10 protein-coding genes are annotated in these 15,944 nt (G+C 59.4%); 6 read left to right on the top strand and 4 right to left on the bottom strand.

The window, feature by feature from the left end; all coding sequences use genetic code 11:
- Positions 1-257 precede the first annotated feature (257 nt).
- The 4 genes from AC097N_RS05275 (at position 258) to AC097N_RS05260 (ending at position 6,045) form a co-directional block, all read left to right on the top strand.
- The gene (locus AC097N_RS05275) at positions 258-722 is read left to right on the top strand and encodes a hypothetical protein (protein ID WP_479579697.1); all 465 of its coding nucleotides are present in this window, start codon (positions 258-260) and stop codon (positions 720-722) included.
- An 81-nt stretch (positions 723-803) separates the two neighbouring features.
- A complete protein-coding gene (locus AC097N_RS05270; protein ID WP_479579696.1) occupies positions 804-3,998 on the top strand; it encodes a BTAD domain-containing putative transcriptional regulator in 3,195 nt (1,064 codons plus the stop codon).
- 77 nt (positions 3,999-4,075) lie between these two features.
- Complete coding sequence (locus tag AC097N_RS05265; protein ID WP_479579695.1) at positions 4,076-5,140, top strand: tripartite tricarboxylate transporter substrate-binding protein; 1,065 nt, start codon at positions 4,076-4,078, stop codon at positions 5,138-5,140.
- On the top strand, positions 5,140-6,045 hold the full coding sequence (locus AC097N_RS05260) for a class I SAM-dependent methyltransferase (RefSeq protein WP_479579694.1): 906 nt from the start codon (positions 5,140-5,142) through the stop codon (positions 6,043-6,045). Before AC097N_RS05265 ends, AC097N_RS05260 begins: the two co-directional genes overlap by 1 nt.
- On the opposite strand, the gene AC097N_RS05255 is transcribed toward AC097N_RS05260, so the two are convergent.
- Positions 6,013-7,098, bottom strand: a complete 1,086-nt coding sequence (locus tag AC097N_RS05255; RefSeq protein WP_479579693.1) for a patatin-like phospholipase family protein — start codon at positions 7,096-7,098, stop codon at positions 6,013-6,015. The two genes, AC097N_RS05260 and AC097N_RS05255, sit on opposite strands and share 33 nt — an antisense overlap.
- A 320-nt stretch (positions 7,099-7,418) precedes the next feature.
- Between AC097N_RS05255 and AC097N_RS05250 the strand changes: the two genes are divergently transcribed.
- Positions 7,419-9,293 (top strand): putative bifunctional diguanylate cyclase/phosphodiesterase, encoded by a 1,875-nt coding sequence (locus tag AC097N_RS05250; protein ID WP_479579692.1) that lies wholly within the window; start codon positions 7,419-7,421, stop codon positions 9,291-9,293.
- Positions 9,294-9,298: 5 nt separating this feature from the next.
- Here the strand turns inward: AC097N_RS05250 and AC097N_RS05245 are convergent, their stop codons facing one another.
- The 3 genes from AC097N_RS05245 to AC097N_RS05235 all read right to left on the bottom strand — a co-directional run bounded on the left by AC097N_RS05245 (position 9,299) and on the right by AC097N_RS05235 (position 15,363).
- Positions 9,299-10,771 carry an RNB domain-containing ribonuclease gene (locus tag AC097N_RS05245; protein ID WP_479579691.1) on the bottom strand — a complete coding sequence of 491 codons (1,473 nt, stop codon included), beginning with the start codon at positions 10,769-10,771 and terminating at the stop codon, positions 9,299-9,301.
- Between the two features lie 258 nt (positions 10,772-11,029).
- Positions 11,030-13,216: a GGDEF/EAL domain-containing response regulator gene (locus tag AC097N_RS05240; RefSeq protein ID WP_479579690.1), complete on the bottom strand. Its 2,187-nt coding sequence runs from the start codon at positions 13,214-13,216 to the stop codon at positions 11,030-11,032.
- A gap of 11 nt (positions 13,217-13,227) precedes the next feature.
- Positions 13,228-15,363 (bottom strand): HDOD domain-containing protein, encoded by a 2,136-nt coding sequence (locus tag AC097N_RS05235; protein WP_479579689.1) that lies wholly within the window; start codon positions 15,361-15,363, stop codon positions 13,228-13,230.
- Positions 15,364-15,611: 248 nt separating this feature from the next.
- Here AC097N_RS05235 and AC097N_RS05230 point away from each other — a divergent pair, with 248 nt between their 5' ends.
- A complete protein-coding gene (locus tag AC097N_RS05230; RefSeq protein WP_479579688.1) occupies positions 15,612-15,872 on the top strand; it encodes an HNH endonuclease signature motif containing protein in 261 nt (86 codons plus the stop codon).
- Positions 15,873-15,944: the final 72 nt, after the last annotated feature.

Below are 15,944 nucleotides of genomic sequence, written 5' to 3'. Positions count from 1 at the left end.
GATGGACCTGCTGGCGGATTTGATAAAACGCAACTCCGCCCACATCCAAAGGCCCTGGATGACTTGGGACACTCAAAGCTCGATCACACTGCAGGCGTCGTTCGGCCCCACGCCATTTACATTTAGACGCATTTCGACATCACGTTGAAACATGGGGACGGCACACTCTGGATTCGCCTTTCAGGTTCAAACACCACAAACTTCATTCGTTCTCGTCCACCGTGCGCGGTGAACTCACTATGCAGGAGAGAAATGCCATGAATCCGCCGAACCTACCCTACCTTCTTTCTGTTGAAACCCCTGCCGGCCAGGTCTCTGAAATATCGATTGCCCAACTGGTCGGTCAGGTTTACGAGACCGCTCCGGCGCTTGAGAAAAGTCGCCTGCTGGAGCATTTGCTCAAGCCGCTGGGTGTACTTTCACTGGTGGCCGTGGCCAATGGCATCTTCGCAAAAATCAGGTTTCGCAGCGGCTGGCCGGACATGCATGTCCCCCTGGAAGAAGCCCAAAATGTGCAGGCCAGTGACATCATCACGCTGGTCAACCATGTGCAACAAGTCAGTGGCCGTGCGGTGGACAGCCTGGCCGACATGATCGCCTCATCGCCCATGATGACGGGCTCGGCGGCGGCCGCGCTGCTGGTCACCGTGCTGGTGCAACGCGCCCGCAACCGCCACGCCACCGATGGCGACCTGGACGACTCAACGCCAGCGCCATCCTGAAAAAGGGACTGGCTTGTCACGGCGACAAGCCGTTCACGGGCTGATTCACCCTAGTCGGAGGATCAGTCCTAGAATTTGCCAATGATGATGTCGCCTCCCCGCCGACAGCCCACACTCGGCAAGCTGAGTTCGCCGCGGCTTGGCCGCGTCATTAAACGCAAGCGCCTGTTTACCGAGATCGATCAGTGCGTCAGCGCACCGGGCCTATGGATTGCGGGACCGCCCGGCATGGGCAAGACAACCCTGGTAGCCACGTACCTTGATGCGCGCGCCATCCCCTGCCTGTGGTTGCAGCTCGACGCGGGTGATGCAGACCCTGCCGCTTTCGTTCATTTTTTGCGCGGGGCGGTGAAGCAACACGCCGCACGACACGAGTTGCGCCTGCCGCAACCCAGCGCCGACGATCTGCGCGATGTGCCGCTCTTCATTCAATGCTGCTTTCGGCGCCTCACGGGCGCGCTTGAACTGCCCTGGGCGCTGGTGCTGGACAACACACAGGAACTGGGCCATGCGCCTTTGATTCATGCCGGCATTGCGGCGGCGCTGGCCGAGTTGCCCACAGAGGCGCGCTTGATCATCATCAGCCGTGAGCCCCCCGGCGTGCCCTACGCACGCGCGATTGCGGGCCAGCAACTGGCCCTCATTGAGGCAGAGTCCTTGCGCTTTGACGAATGGGAAACCCGGCAACTTGTGAATTTGCATGAGCGCGACTGGCAAGCCGCCGCGCTGTGCCAGGCCACCGATGGCTGGGCTGCGGCCATGATCCTGCTGCTTGCCGCGCGCAGCGAACTCGATCCCGATGCGGCGATGAGCCATGGCGCAGCGCGCGAACGCCTTTTCGATTTTTTTGCCGGTGAGGTGATGGAGAAGATGCCCCCCTCAGACGCACTGGCGCTGATGCGCATCGCCTTCCTGCCCAGTGCCACCACGGCGATGGCCATTGCCATCAGCCACGATGCACGGGCCGGCGAGTTGCTGGCCGACCTGGCCCGACGCAGCCTTTTTACCGACCGGCGCACGGGACTCCCACCGACCTACTCCTTCCATGCGCTGTTCAGCGATTTCCTTCGGGCGCAGGCAGCGGACCGGCTGGATGCGCAAGCACTGCGGTCACTGCGCGTGCAGGCCGCGCAGATGCTTGTCGACCATGGCCAGGCCGACGCGGCCATGGCCCATCTGATGGAAGCCGCCGCGTGGGACGACGCACTGGCGCTGCTGGTGGCAGAGGCGGGTCACCTGGTTACCCAAGGACGAACAGCCACGGTGCGTGGTTGGATCATGGCGCTTCCGGAGGCGGTGCGCGCCGGTGCGCAGGCATCGTATTGGCTGGGTTACTGCGCGTTGGCCACCCATCCGGCCGACGCGCTGCGTCATCTTGAGCGTGCGCATGCGGGCTTCACAATGCAAGCCGACAGGCGCGGTGCGTTCGAGGCTGCCGCTGCGGCCGCTGACGCCATCATTTTCCTCGGGGCCAACCTCGATGCGCTGGCGCCTTGGATGCCGCTGCTCGAGTCGTATGCGACGCATTACCTGGCCCATCGGGACCTGGCGTCTGACCTGCGCGTGCTGCCCGGTCTGCTGGGGGCCTTCGTCCATCGGGAAACGGCTCATCCCTTGACGGCTCAATTCGCCGATTTGGCCGAGAGCATGCTCGATCAGCCGCTGGCCGCCAGCCAGCGCATCCTGCTCGGCTCGCTGGCTTATTACCTTCTGTGGACGGGCCAGACCGTGCGGCTCGACCGCATCCTGATCAAGATTGACCGCATGTGCACCGGGCAGGACCTGGCGCCAGCAACCCTTTTTCGCTGGTACGGCGTAGGGGTGCTCATCCGGTCGCTGCTCGGGCGGGTTGACGAGGCCCTTGACCATGCCCGCCGCGCGCTGGCCCTCTCAAGCCAGACGCTGGCGCCAATGCGCGCCAAGGCCCACCTGCTGATGGTGCTGGCCGCCCTGGCGGCGCGCGATGCCGAACTGGCTCGTGCTCATCTCCATGAAGCCGCCAGCCTGCTCGACGCCGCCAACCCGATCGATACCACCACCTACGAGTTCCAGCGCGGCCTGCTCATGATGCTGGACCGCGACTGGCGCAGCGCCGCACAACTCATGCGCTCGGCGGTGAACAGTGGGCACATCAGCGGGTGGCCACTGCGCGAACACATTGCGCTGCTGGGCCGGACACTGGCCCTCACCCAGGTCGGCGCCTTCAACGAAGCCGAGGAAACCCTGCGGGCCGTGCTGGCGCACCGCTTCAACGCGGTATGCCGCTGGCATCAGTGGCTTGCGGCGCTGATAGAGGCGTACCTGGCCGAGTGTCAAAACGAACGGCCACGCGGCCTGGCGGCCTTGGCACGCGCCTTTGCCATCGGTCGGGAATGCGGCTACGACTTCGGGCCGATGCCCTACTGCTGCGGCGACATGATGCCCCGCCTGGTATCGCTCGCACTTGATCACGGTATCGACTGCCCTTTCGCGCTGCAGATCATCCAGCGCTATGCCCTGCCCGCACCCCAAGGCGCTGCCGTGCATTGGCCCTGGCCGGTTCGGATTCGAACGCTCGGGCATTTCAACATCGAGCGCCAAGGGGTGCCCTCGACGTCATCTCGCAAGGAAAGCCGCAAGCCACTGGATCTGTTGAAAATACTGATCTCCCTGGGCGGCCAGGGCGTGCCGGTGACTCGCCTGTGCGCCGCTCTCTGGCCCGAGGCGCAGGGTGATGCCGCGCGCAACTCGTTTGACAACGCCTTGCATCGACTGCGCAAGTTGCTCGGCGGTGACCACCGTGTGCAATTGCACTCTGGTGGTCTGAGCCTCGATGCCGCCACCTGCTGGACCGACGTCGCGGCACTGAAAACCTGTCTTGCTCAACTGGACGGGCTTGCCCATGACGGCGACTCGGCATCGCGTTTGGCGCTGCTGGAGCAGGCATTGGCGCTTTACCAGGGTGACTACCTGGCTGGCGAAGACGAGCTGCCTGATGTGCTGGTGGCGCGCGAACGCCTCCAGACCTGGTTCAGCCGGCAGGTAGGCGCGCAGGGTGCATGGCTGGAGGCAGATGGACAACTTGACGCGGCCGTGCGCCTGTACAGGCGTGTCATTGAGCAGCAACCCCTGGCTGAAGAGACGTGTCGCCGACTCATCAAGTGCCTGCTCAAACTCGGACAACGCGCCGAGGCGTACGAGGTCTATCGACATTGCCGTCAACAGTTGGCGGTGGTTTTGGGTATTCGCACTGCCCCTGAAACCGACGCCCTGGTCGCCTCGCTTCGCAATCTCTAAGTCATTTCTAGGATCAAGCTGTTTAACCTCTGTTTCAGGTGGCGATGCAATAGGCATCTGAAACAAAGGGGAAATTCATGCTGAATCTTTCAAAAATTCCTGACCCGATCAGGCTTGGCTCGGCACGAGTTCGGCCTCTGGCTCAGGCCTTTTCGGCATCACGTCGGGCGTTTCTTGGTGCCGCCGGGGCACTTGCCGCTGGGTTAACCCTGGGTAGGGTTGACGACGCCCAGGCCCAAGTACCGAGCAGTCAATTGCGTATTCTTTGCAGCGGACCGGCGGGCAGCATTCCCGACATCGTGGCGCGTCGCATCGCAGAGCAATTGACCTCTCACTACCCACGGGGCGTCGTGGTTGACAACCGGCCAGGTGCCGCCGGGCAGATTGCCATCAACGCCTTGAAGTCGGGCCCGGCAGACGGCTCGATGATGCTGCTGGCGCAAGGTGCGATTGCGACGGTCTACCCCTATCTTTACGCCAAGCTGGCGTATGACCCCGCAGTTGACCTGCAGCCGGTATCCCTGGCCGCGGAAATGACGCTCGGACTGGCCATAGGACCGGCGGTTCCCGACAGCATCACCACCGTACGCGAGCTGGTTCAATGGATGCGCCAACACCCGAAAGCCGCGAACGTGGGGTCACCAGGTACCGGCACCTTACCGAATCTTCTCGAGGTGATGTTGTTTCGTGAAGCGGATGTCACCTGGCAACATGTCGTCTATGCGGGCGGGCCGCCTGCCATGGTCGATTTGTTGAGCGGACAAATTGCTGCACTGGTGCTTCCGGAGGGTCTGTTGCGCCAGCATCGGGCATCGGGTGGGCTGCGGGTGTTGGCCACCTCAGGCGCCCAGCGCAGTGCCTATATGCCCGATGTCCCAACCCTCGTCGAGCAGGGGTATCGTGAACTGGTGGTGCGCGAGTGGTTCGGTTTCTTCATGTCGGGCAGAGTGCCCGCAGTGATGGCAGAGGGTGCGTCACAAGCCTTGCGGCTCGCGATCGCACGGCCGGAACTGGCTACGGCCTTCGCGGAGTCCGGCATGATTGCCGCATCGAGCACGCCAGCAGCGCTGGTCACGCGCATCGCCAGCGAGCAGCGCTATTGGGAACCGGTCATCCGCGCCGCCGGCGTTCGGAGCGAATGATGGCCACCACCGAAGCGGGGCATGTGCAAGGTTCGGGAGCAGTCATGCCCAGCCAACCCTGGGACAAGGCGGCAGCAGGCTGGAACCACCATTCAGCCTTGATTGGCACCTGGCTGCATGACGTGACAGAGGCGATGCTCGACGCTGCCGACATCATGCTGGGCTCGCGCGTGTTGGACATTGCCGCTGGCGCGGGCGGTCAAACCATAGCCGTTGCCCGGCGCGTGGGGCCGCAGGGGTACGTGTTGGCGACCGACATCTCGACAAGCATTCTCGCCCTGGCGCGAAACAATGCGCGCGCTGCCGGACTCCATCAGATCGACACGCAGCAGGCCGATGCGCAGACGCTGGGCCTCGCCGGTGCTGATTTCGATGCCGCTGTCTGCCGACTCGGGTTGATGTTCTGTCGGGCACCGTTTGACGCGCTGACCGAGGTACGAAAAGCACTGAAACCAAATGGGCGTTTCAGTGCCGTGGTGTTCTCACAGCCTCAAAGCAACCCCTGCCTCACGATCATGATGACCACCGCGCTCAAGCATGCGGGCATGCCTGCCAGGCCACCCTACGAACCGGGCACGCTCCTGAGCCTGGGCAAGCCGGGCTTGCTCCTGCAATTGCTGCAGGACGCGGGATTTATCAAGATCGAGGTACGGCCTGTGCCTGTCCCTTTTTGCGTGCCAACGAGCCAGCACTATGTGGACTTCGTGCGAACCTCCGGCTCGCCCATCATGGAAATTTTGGCGCCGCTGTCAGCAAAAGCACAGAACGACGCATGGAGCGACATGGCAGAGCGCTTGGACGCATTCACCACTCCCACAGGATGGGAAGGTCCCAACGAATTGCTTTTGTGTTCTGCTGCCTCTGCACAGCCGTCAAGTGAACCACTTGTTCACGTCAATGCTTGACTGCTGGCCAACGTCTCCTGAATGCTCGACCAGCCAGTGACTGGCACGGTCATGACCCTGCTCGAACAGCAGTTCCAGGAAAGGCGCATGGACCAACAGCTTGGTTTCACTGCGCTCCAGGCTGGGCAGCCGGCTGGAATCGATCATGTGAAATCGCATCTTCTGCAAACGGCGTTCAAGCCGTCCCCAGGTCATGAAGGTGGGGTTCGAAAACTCCTTCGCTTTCGCAAACATGCGCATCTCGCGCATGAAGTTGGCACTGAATGCCAGTTCCGCAATGCGCGTCTCGATTTCCTCCACCGTCTGCGGTGTACCTTCGCGCTGCAGCGGGTTGAGCAGCACCAGCAACACGTCGCGGGAATCACAGTCATAAAACAGTGGAAACACGGCGGGGTTGGCCGAGTACCCGCCGTCCCAATAAGGCTCCCCGTCAATTTCGATCGAGTGGTGAATCTTGGGCAGACAGGCTGAGGCGAGCAGAACATCCACGGTAAGTTCGGACTCCCGGAAAATCCGCAGCTTGCAGGTGTTGACCTGGGTGGCGCCCACAAACAGCTTGAACGGGCTGTGCTTGCGCAAGTGCTCAAAGTCTACCTGGCGGTTGAGCAGGTCGCGCAGCGGGTTCAACTCAAAGGGGTTGAGTTGCGCCGGGGAGAAGTAGGTAGCCCAATTCGCCAGCATTTTGCTGGCCGGGGACAGGCTGATGGCGTCTCCCTCGCCGCGGGTCATGTTGAGGGGCATCTGCTTGCCCACTTCGCTCCAGAAGCTGGCCAGTCCCTGGCGCGCACCTTCGCGTCCACCTTTCAGCCAGCCATCGGCAAAAACCACGGCATTCATGGCGCCCGCACTGCTGCCACTCAAGCCTTCAAATTCAACGGTCTTGTTGTCCAGCAGGGCATCCAGCACGCCCCAGGTAAAGGCGCCATGGGCGCCACCGCCTTGCAGCGCAAGATTGAGCCTGCGCGGTGCACTGCCACTCAGGCGTCTGAGCAGAGCGAAGGGCGACGGTGCCTTCTCGCGGGATCGGGAAAGTGTGACTGCGCTGTCGGTCATAGGACCTCCTTTGGGGCGTACAAGTACTTTACGAACTCGGTCAGTATAGGGTTTTCCCTAATTCCCTGACGACATGCCCTTGCCCGTTGCCCAGTTCAAGGACTTGGTGATCAAGTGGCAAAGGCGAGCCCCCGATGGAGGGTTCGGCACAGTTGAAGCGTTCAATGCTTCGCCCAATGGGGCCCGCCACGTGGGATACTGTGAAAAAAAGCTGGCGGTCTGACAGAATCGCAGGAGGGAAGACGCGTTTACCCCATGAATCGACACCCTACTTTTGACAATAGTTGATGCATTCCCTCTTCGAACGTTTGGGCATATCAATGCCTGGTGAACTGGCCGCCGTGAGTTGGTTGGCCCTGGTAGTTCTAGCCGTGGTCCTGTTTGCGAAAAACCGCTTGCTCGCGCGCCAAATCTTCCTTCGCAAGGCAGCCGAAACGTCTCTTCAGGACATTGAGAAGCGCCTCTCCCGTGTCATCGAGGGATCGGATCAGGGCTTCTGGGACTGGAACCTGAAAACCAACGCATTCACAGTGAGTGAACGCTTTGAAACCATGCTCGGTTATGCCCCGGGCGAGATGAATGTATCACCGGCAAGTTGGGCCGAACACGTGCAAGTGGATGACCTGGCTCGCGCCACGGCATCCATCCAGCAGCACATGGAGGGCAAGACAGCCCTGCACGAACTGGAAATCCGGTGCCGTGCCAAGTCAGGTGAATGGCGATGGATCCTGACCCGGGGTCGCATCGTTGAATGGGATGCCGAGGGACACCCCCTGAACATGGCTGGCACCCACACCGACGTGACGGACCGGAAGGCCGCCGCGCAAGAGATCGAGCAGCTGGCCTATTACGACCCCCTCACCCAACTGCCTAACCGGCGACTGATTCTTGATCGACTGCAGCAAGCACAGACGAACAGTGCACGGCATAGCCGACAAGGGGCCCTGATGCTGCTGGACCTGGACAACTTCAAGGTCTTGAACGACACGCTGGGCCACGATGCAGGCGATCAACTGCTGGTCGCAGTGGCCGCCCGTTTGAAGTCATGCATTCGCCACAGCGACACGGCTGCACGCCTGGGGGGTGATGAATTTATTGTGATTCTGGAGGACCTGGACAAGACCGAGGCGGCGGCCCTGCAGGCCGAACATGTGGTCGCCAAAATTCGTGCAGAACTGGGCAAAGCCTATGACCTTGTGATTCGGGAAAGCGGACAGGCTTCAAAAAACCTGATCTACCAATGTACCGCCAGCATGGGCATCACCTTGTTCAGCGACGAGTCCGTGCCGATTGATGAATTGATGCGCCGCGCAGATGCAGCGATGTACCAGGCCAAGTCAGCCGGGCGGGATGCGTGGCGCTTTTTTGACCCAAAGATTCAGGCCGTGGTCTCGGCGCGGGCGGCCTTGGAAATAGACTTGCGCAAAGCGGTTTTAGAGGAGCAGTTCATGGTTCACTACCAGGCACAGGTGGATTCCACCGGGCGCGTGGTGGGCACCGAAGTGCTTGTACGCTGGGCACATCCCGAGCGCGGCCTGATCTCGCCCGTCGAGTTCATCCCGTTGGCAGAGGAAACCGGCCTGATTCTGCCACTGGGCGATTGGGTATTGCAGACGGCCTGCAGACAACTCGTTGCCTGGGCCAAACACCCCATTGCAGCCAACCTCACCATGTCGGTGAACATCAGTGCCCGCCAGTTCAACCAGCCCAATCTGGTCGAACATCTGCTGACGCTGATCAACGCCACAGGCGCACCCCGCGACAAGCTGAAGCTGGAAATGACGGAAAGCCTGCTGCTGGAAAATGCGCAGGACATCATCGTCAAGATGAACGCCCTCAAGGACCACGGCGTGCATTTCGCGCTGGACGACTTTGGCACTGGCTATTCATCACTGTCCTACCTGCGTCGCCTGCCACTGGATCAGCTGAAAATCGATCAATCATTTGTACACCACGTACTGACGGACCCCAACGATGCCGTCATCGCGCGCACCATTGTTGCACTGGCTCAAAGTCTGGGCCTGGCGGTGATTGCGGAGGGTGTGGAAACGGTACAGCAACGGGACTTTCTGGCCCGCAGTGGCTGCCTGACCTACCAAGGCTCTCTTTTTGGACGTCCACTGCCGCTGCTTGAGTTTGAAGCGCTGCTCAACCAGGCTGACGGTCCGCCGCCGCAGTGGATTTATGGCAAGTAAGGCTCTTAATTTTCCAACGAAAAATCAATAAAACCACGTTCCACGTTGGTGGAAATGAGCTTGACCCGAACTGGGTCACCCACCTTCAACCGGCCAGAGTCAACCACCAGTTTCCCCTCCGACGGCGGCGTCAACACCCGTACCCACACGCCCTCCACCGACGCCCCCGTGACGATGGCATCAAAGCGTTGCCCGATGTGCGACTCCAGCAACAGGGCCGCCTCTGACTTGCGCATCTGGCGCTCCACCTTTTGTGCGGCATCTTCCTGTTGCGTGCAATGCTGAGCCAGCGCGCCCAACTCGGCGTTGGAGTAAGGTGACGGCTTGTTTCCCATGGCCGCTTTGAGCAACCGGGAAGTGATGAGGTCGGGGTAGCGGCGGTTGGGCGCCGTCGAATGGGTGTAGTCGCGCACCGCCAACCCAAAGTGCCCCACAGACAAACCGCCCGGCACCTCCACCACGTACTCGCCACGTCCCATGAGTTTGACGATGACCAGCGACAAGTCCGGAAATCGCACAGGATCAGCCTTGTGCCGCTTGGCCAGAAAGGCCTCCAGCGCTTTCGAATCCGGCTCGGCCGGAAGCGTCTCGCCGTACTCCCTGGCAACCCCAACGATACGCAACCAGCGCTCGGGTGAGCGAACCACCCGCCGAATGGAAGCACCGCCGCGGTCGGCCAGATAACGTGCAGTGCAGCCGTTGGTGGCGATCATTACTTCTTCAATCAACTGGCGCGCGCGGTTTTGCACCTGCTGACGAATGTCGACCACGTTCTCCCCCACGAACACCGCCCGCGGCTGGAAGGATTCAAACTCCAGTGAACCCTCCAGGTGCCGACGCCGACGCAGCTTTTGGGCTATCCCGTCCTGAATGCGCAACTGTGTGTCCATGCCAGGCACAACGGCAGCAGCTTCGGGCAATGGGCCTTCGCCCTCTATCCAGTCACTCACTGCGTCGTAGGCCAGCTTCGCCTTATTGCGAACCCGGGCCCGGTACACAGTGGTCTCCATCAATGCGGCTTCCGCGCTGAAAACCATCTCGGTCACCACCGCCAGCCGGTCTTCGTTCTCATTCAGTGAGGTCAGGTCTGTCGACAATCGCTCTGGCAACATGGGAAAGATGCGCGCCGAGGTGTACACGGATGTGGTGTTAATTCGGGCATGCTCATCAATGGCAGATCCCTTCTTGACCAGCGCATCCACATCGGCGATGGCCACCAGCATCTTGACTGCGCCCAGCGCCATCAATTCGCAGACCGTGAGTTGGTCCAGGTCCCGTGAGTCGTCATTGTCAAGCGAGCACCAGAGCAGCCCGGTGAGATCCTCAATGGCGACATCGTCGTCGTGTCCTGGGCCTGAGATGGACGCCAGCTGTTGGACAGCGGCAGCAGAAAATTCAGGCTGCAGGCCACGCTCTGACATCGCACGGGTGGCCAGACGGACCAAGTCTGATCGATGATGGGATTGTTTGGGATTCATGCAGCCAATATACAGCGGCATGGGGCACATCAAGAGACTCCTCAAAGCCATCACCTGGTCTGAAGCTATGCCGGGTTCACGACAGCCAGCCGCGGACCGCAAGTCGTTAATGTCCATTCCGACGGCAGGCCTTTGGGGAGCTTTCAGCGATCCATCGCAAAGACTCCCCTGGCAAGGATATGCACACCACTCTAAGCGAGGGTCACCGCTACATCTTGATATATCTCAAGAAAGCAGAACGCCAGGATTCCCTTGGGATCACGCCAAATGAAGGCGCTGCGGCGTTGGCACCTGCTGGCGCAAAATTTCGACCAGCGTGCTCTGAGACAAGGGTTTGTGATACAGAAAACCCTGCATGGTTCTGCATCCGGCCGCTTCCAGGTAACGCTCCTGGGCAGATGTTTCAACACCTTCGGCCACCAGGTTCAGGCCCAGACCGCGTGCAATCGAGATGATGGCCAGCACCACTGGGAACTGTGCGGTCTCGTCCTGGATTTCCATCACAAAAGAACGGTCAATCTTGATGGTGTGAATCGGGAAACGATGCAAATAAGACAAGGACGAATAACCCGTCCCAAAGTCATCAATGGCGACGCTGACGCCGAGCTGGCAGAGTTTGTCGAGTTGCTCAATCGCAATCTGCGGATTCCGGATGCAAATATTTTCCGTGACCTCGACCTCGATCTGGCGTGGGTCGATTCGGTGACGAACCAGCGCGTTTTTCAATTTCTCAAAAAAATCACCACGGTCGAGGTATTGTGGCGACAGGTTGAGCGACAGGCGTAGAGGCTGGCCTCCCACCTCGTTCCATTCCAGCAAGTCATGGCAGATGGCTTCCAACATCCAGTCGCTGATGGGCACCATCAATCCGTTTTCCTCGGCAAATGGCAAAAATTCGCCAGCACCAAGGAAACCACGCTTAGGATGATTCCACCGCATCAAGGCTTCCGCTCCAGTGATTTTTTTCGTCAAGACGTCGACTTGCGGCTGGTAATACATCTCCAACTCACCATGCTCCAGCGCGAGATGCAAACTGTGTTCGAGTTCAATTTTCTGGGAAGACGCATCAAGCATCGACACATCAAAAAAGGCGTGACCATTTTTGCCCAGCGCCTTCATGTGGTACATCGCCACATCCGAGTATTTGATCAACTCCTCCACTGACCTGCCGTCGGTCGGATATACCGCAATCCCGATACTGGCGGAAATATGTAATTGCTGGCCTGCCAGTTCAAAAGGCGCGCGCAAACACTCAATGAATTTGTCAGCAATCAGCGCGGCATCGCGCTGCTCAGTGAGCTCGGGCAGCACCACTGTGAACTCATCTCCACCCAGGCGAGACAGCGTGTCGCAACGCCGCAGGCACGCCTTGAGGCGTGTGGCAACCTGCTGCAGCAACTCGTCCCCCACGCCGTGGCCCAGTGTGTCGTTCACCAACTTGAACCGGTCCAGATCAATGAACATAACGGCAAGGCTGGACTCATTTCGCTTGGCCTGCAACAGGGCCAATCCCAGCCGGTCTTTGAACAGGGCACGGTTGGGCAGTTCAGTCAGGATGTCGTGGTACGCCTGGTACGCAATCAGCTCATCGGCGCGTTTGCGCTCGGTCACGTCACGCGCAATACCGTAAGTGCCAAACTCTTCACGTCGTTGCGGATCCGAGATGTGCAGCTTCTCATTCGCACCGAAGGAGATGGCCATCAAATCATTGCTGAAAGTACGCGGGGCGGCATCTGTGTGTCGTGAATTCAGTCGCAGCTCTACGTTACGGGACAAGCGGTAGTCGTTGCGCACGTCGTTGAAAACGTAATTCGCCCGCTCCATGTCGTCTTCATGGACGAGCACGGAATAATGTTGTCCGATCAGTTCAGCGCGGGTAAAGCCCAGCAACTGCTGAACGCGGTCATTCACAAAAGTAAAGCAGCCCGCTTGATTGAGCGTGTAGATAATGTCTGGCGAACTGTCCACCAGATAACGATACATGCGCTCGGAACTTTCGAGACGCGAGGCAATGTGCTGGTTTTCGGACTGCAGTCGACGCTGGCGCAACGCGTTGTCTACCGTCTTGAGTAACTCCTCCCGTGTGTAGGGCTTACGCAGGTAGTCATAGGCACCGCGCTTGAGAGCGCCAATCACGGCATCCACGCCCAACGCCCCGCTGGTCACAATCATGTTCGCACCGGTTTGCTGCGTGTTCATGAAATCCATGATTTCGTGGCCACCAATATCCGGCAGGTGCAGATCCAGAATCACCAGGTCAAAGGGGCCGGCCTCCAGATGCCGAATCGCCTCGTTGCCGCTGGCCGCGTTCGTCAATTGATAGCCCCTGCCTTTGAGCAGTGCACTCAGGCTGCTGAGAAGCCTGGGTTCATCGTCGACCAGCAAAACCTTGACAGCGGAGTTCACAGGAAATGGCACGGAAGACACAAAGGAGGCGGTAGACAAGGCGGGCGGATTCAAGATGCAGTCCGCAACTCGGCGGCGTCTCTTGGCCGAACGGGTGCCACACGCTGGCCAGCGGTCACGGGAGCGGGCAACAACATTTCAAACACCGTGCCAGCGTTCGTGCTGGCGCAGTCTATTGACCCATTGAGGGATTTGACCAGGCGGTGAACAATGCTCAGTCCAATGCCGCGGTTGTCACCAACCTTGGCGCTTTGCACCGGTGAAAATAGCTTGGCAAGCACAGACGCGGGCATGCCTGAACCGTTGTCCTTGATACGCAACTCAAAGTAGTCACTCCCGTTGCGACGCACACGCCCCCCATTGGTGATCTCGATCAGACCACCTTTGGGCATCGCTTCTATGGCGTTTTTCAGCAAATTCACCAGAATTTGTTTGAGCGTGTCGACAGACCCGTCGATCTCGCAGACTTGCTCGGTCAGGCGGGTAGCAATCTGCACGGTCGGCGGCAGGAATCGGCTTTCCCGGAACAGCCGAACCAAGTCATTGACCACCTGATTGACCTCGGTCTTGTGCTCTTGAACTCTGGGTGCCGCCCCGGCAAACTCCCGCATGATGTTGCCGACCCGGTCAATCTCTTCGTTCAGGATGGACAATTCCCCAAAGACCGGCTCTTGCCGGTTCAACTTGTCATCCAGCACGCTGAGGTAGTTCTTGATGATCGACAATGGATTGTTCACTTCGTGCACAACACGGCGTGAACTGTCCAGAAAGTCTTGTTTAACACCGGCAATGCGCCGGTCGATTTCGCCCCGTTCGCGGGAGGCTGCATCCAGCGCCAATGCAGCCTGCGCACCGAACAACTGCAAGAATTTCTCGCGCCGTTTCAGATCCTCCACTTGCCATGTGGGCACCGCACCCACCATCACACCCAAGCGGCGGGGCCCGCTGGCCAGAGGTACGCAGACCAGGCAGTCCACGCCAAAAATACGCAACAACTGCTCTTCCGGAAGACTGAGCCTGGCCGAGTCACGGCTGAGAAAAATCAGGTTTCCTTGCTGCGCACAGTCAACAAGACCACCGCCGCTTGCCAGGCGGACGGAGAACTCGGACAGCCGTTGCCATTGCTCACCCACCGAAACACCTACCAAAGCGTCCCCGCTTCCGTTGAGCAATAAAACGATCGTGTTTTCCAGGTTGCAAAGAATGCGCACGTTTTGCCGGATCACCTCGAGCAGCTGTGTGTCACTTTTCTGCCGCGTAAAGGATTGCGCCAACTCGGCCATCAGGGCCATGTTACGGACTTCGTCAGTCAAGCGCTGTTGAAGTGGGTCAACCGCTGGTGCAGGCACCCGAGCTATCGCGGCCTTCACGGGAACCGCATCGACACCCGAGAGGTCAATGCCCAAATAAGCGGCCGACTTCTTGACCTGAGCTGCTGCACCCTGGCTGATAAACAGCAAATCTTCGTCCGAGATTTGACACAGAGAACCGGCATCCTGAATCATCGGCATCTCAGAATCCTGATTGGCCAGCCAATTGGCCAGATGCACGATACGGATCAAGGGATGAGCAGCTTCGACCCGAGCAGTCACCTCGTGGTGATAGAGAATGCTGTCTGCCATGAAAGAGTCGAGATTCCAGCGCTCAATCAACCAGGCGCCCGCTTCGGTGTGCGATATCTGCAGGGTTTGCTGCTCCACTTCGCATAGGTCGGCACTGTCCAGAGCCTGGAAATTGACACTGTATTCGTTGGGCGCTGCCGCCAGCAAGGCCAATCGTCCCACGTCATGCAAGAGCCCTGCGAGGTAGGCCTCTTCCACATGCGGGTAATTCATTTTCTTGGAAATTTCCCTCGCAATCACGGCGGTGGTCAAGGAATGCTTCCAGAACGTTCGCAAGTCGCTGGCGCCGGAATGCGGGAAGCCGTTGAAGGTCTGGAGCACCGACTCGCTGATCACCAGGGTTTTGATCAAGTCCGACCCCAGGGTACTCAAAGCCTGCAAGAGGCCCACCTTGCGTCCGCCGCGGTAATAGGCTGAACTGTTGGCAACGCCGAGCACCTTGGTGGTCATGCCCACATCATTGGCGATCAGCTTGGCCAGTTCGGCCATGCCTGCGCCGTCGTCCTGACACAGCTCAAGCAGTTTGAGCAAGATTTGCGGCATTGCCGGAAGACGAGCCAACAACAGTCTATTCCGGATATCTTGATCAGATTGAGACATTTTTCAGGGTGTTTCTGCCATCAGATGGCCCGACATTGAAATCGCAACGACGAATTTTTTTGAATATAACATCTGAATACACTTTTTCGAGCTTTAATCTTTTCCTGAAGAAATTCAAGTCACTGCGTGTCGCCCAGGCGCCAGCCCTTTTGTGCACTGCGCGTTCAGCTACAAAAATTGAAGCAATGGCCGCACCCCATCACCAACGTACCATGAGCTCACTCGCCCTTTCCAGAGACAAGATTTACAGAACAGTTGCCCGCCAACTCCACGGAGTGGTTCCTTGCTGGGTCTGTGGCGAACATGTGCTGCCCGAAGCCGCCACGCTGGAGCACATCAAGCCTCGCAGCGAAGGCGGCAACAGCCACGCCGACAACCTGGCCGTCAGCCACGATTTCTGCAACAACCAGCGCCATGCCACGGGGCAGGTGCCCGCGTCAGCCACATCGCCAGGGCAAGTGAAGCGAACGTAAAAGGTTCGAGCCATTGTGCTTAATGCTATTAAATACATAGCTGCCTGCGCACGTTGCACGGGGGCTGCAGGC

Source organism: Rhodoferax sp. LS1R11, from assembly GCF_056521395.1.
The sequence above is the reverse complement of the archived record's forward strand: the minus strand, read 5'-3'. Positions and strand labels throughout refer to the sequence as shown.

Coding starts and splice junctions, on each gene's coding strand:
- AC097N_RS05260 (WP_479579694.1), top strand. CDS start 5,140: ATGGCCACCACCGAAGCGGGGCATGTGCAAGGTTCGGGAGCAGTCATG.
- AC097N_RS05275 (WP_479579697.1), top strand. CDS start 258: ATGAATCCGCCGAACCTACCCTACCTTCTTTCTGTTGAAACCCCTGCC.
- AC097N_RS05270 (WP_479579696.1), top strand. CDS start 804: ATGATGATGTCGCCTCCCCGCCGACAGCCCACACTCGGCAAGCTGAGT.
- AC097N_RS05255 (WP_479579693.1), bottom strand. CDS start 7,098: ATGACCGACAGCGCAGTCACACTTTCCCGATCCCGCGAGAAGGCACCG.
- AC097N_RS05250 (WP_479579692.1), top strand. CDS start 7,419: ATGCCTGGTGAACTGGCCGCCGTGAGTTGGTTGGCCCTGGTAGTTCTA.
- AC097N_RS05265 (WP_479579695.1), top strand. CDS start 4,076: ATGCTGAATCTTTCAAAAATTCCTGACCCGATCAGGCTTGGCTCGGCA.
- AC097N_RS05230 (WP_479579688.1), top strand. CDS start 15,612: ATGAGCTCACTCGCCCTTTCCAGAGACAAGATTTACAGAACAGTTGCC.
- AC097N_RS05245 (WP_479579691.1), bottom strand. CDS start 10,771: ATGAATCCCAAACAATCCCATCATCGATCAGACTTGGTCCGTCTGGCC.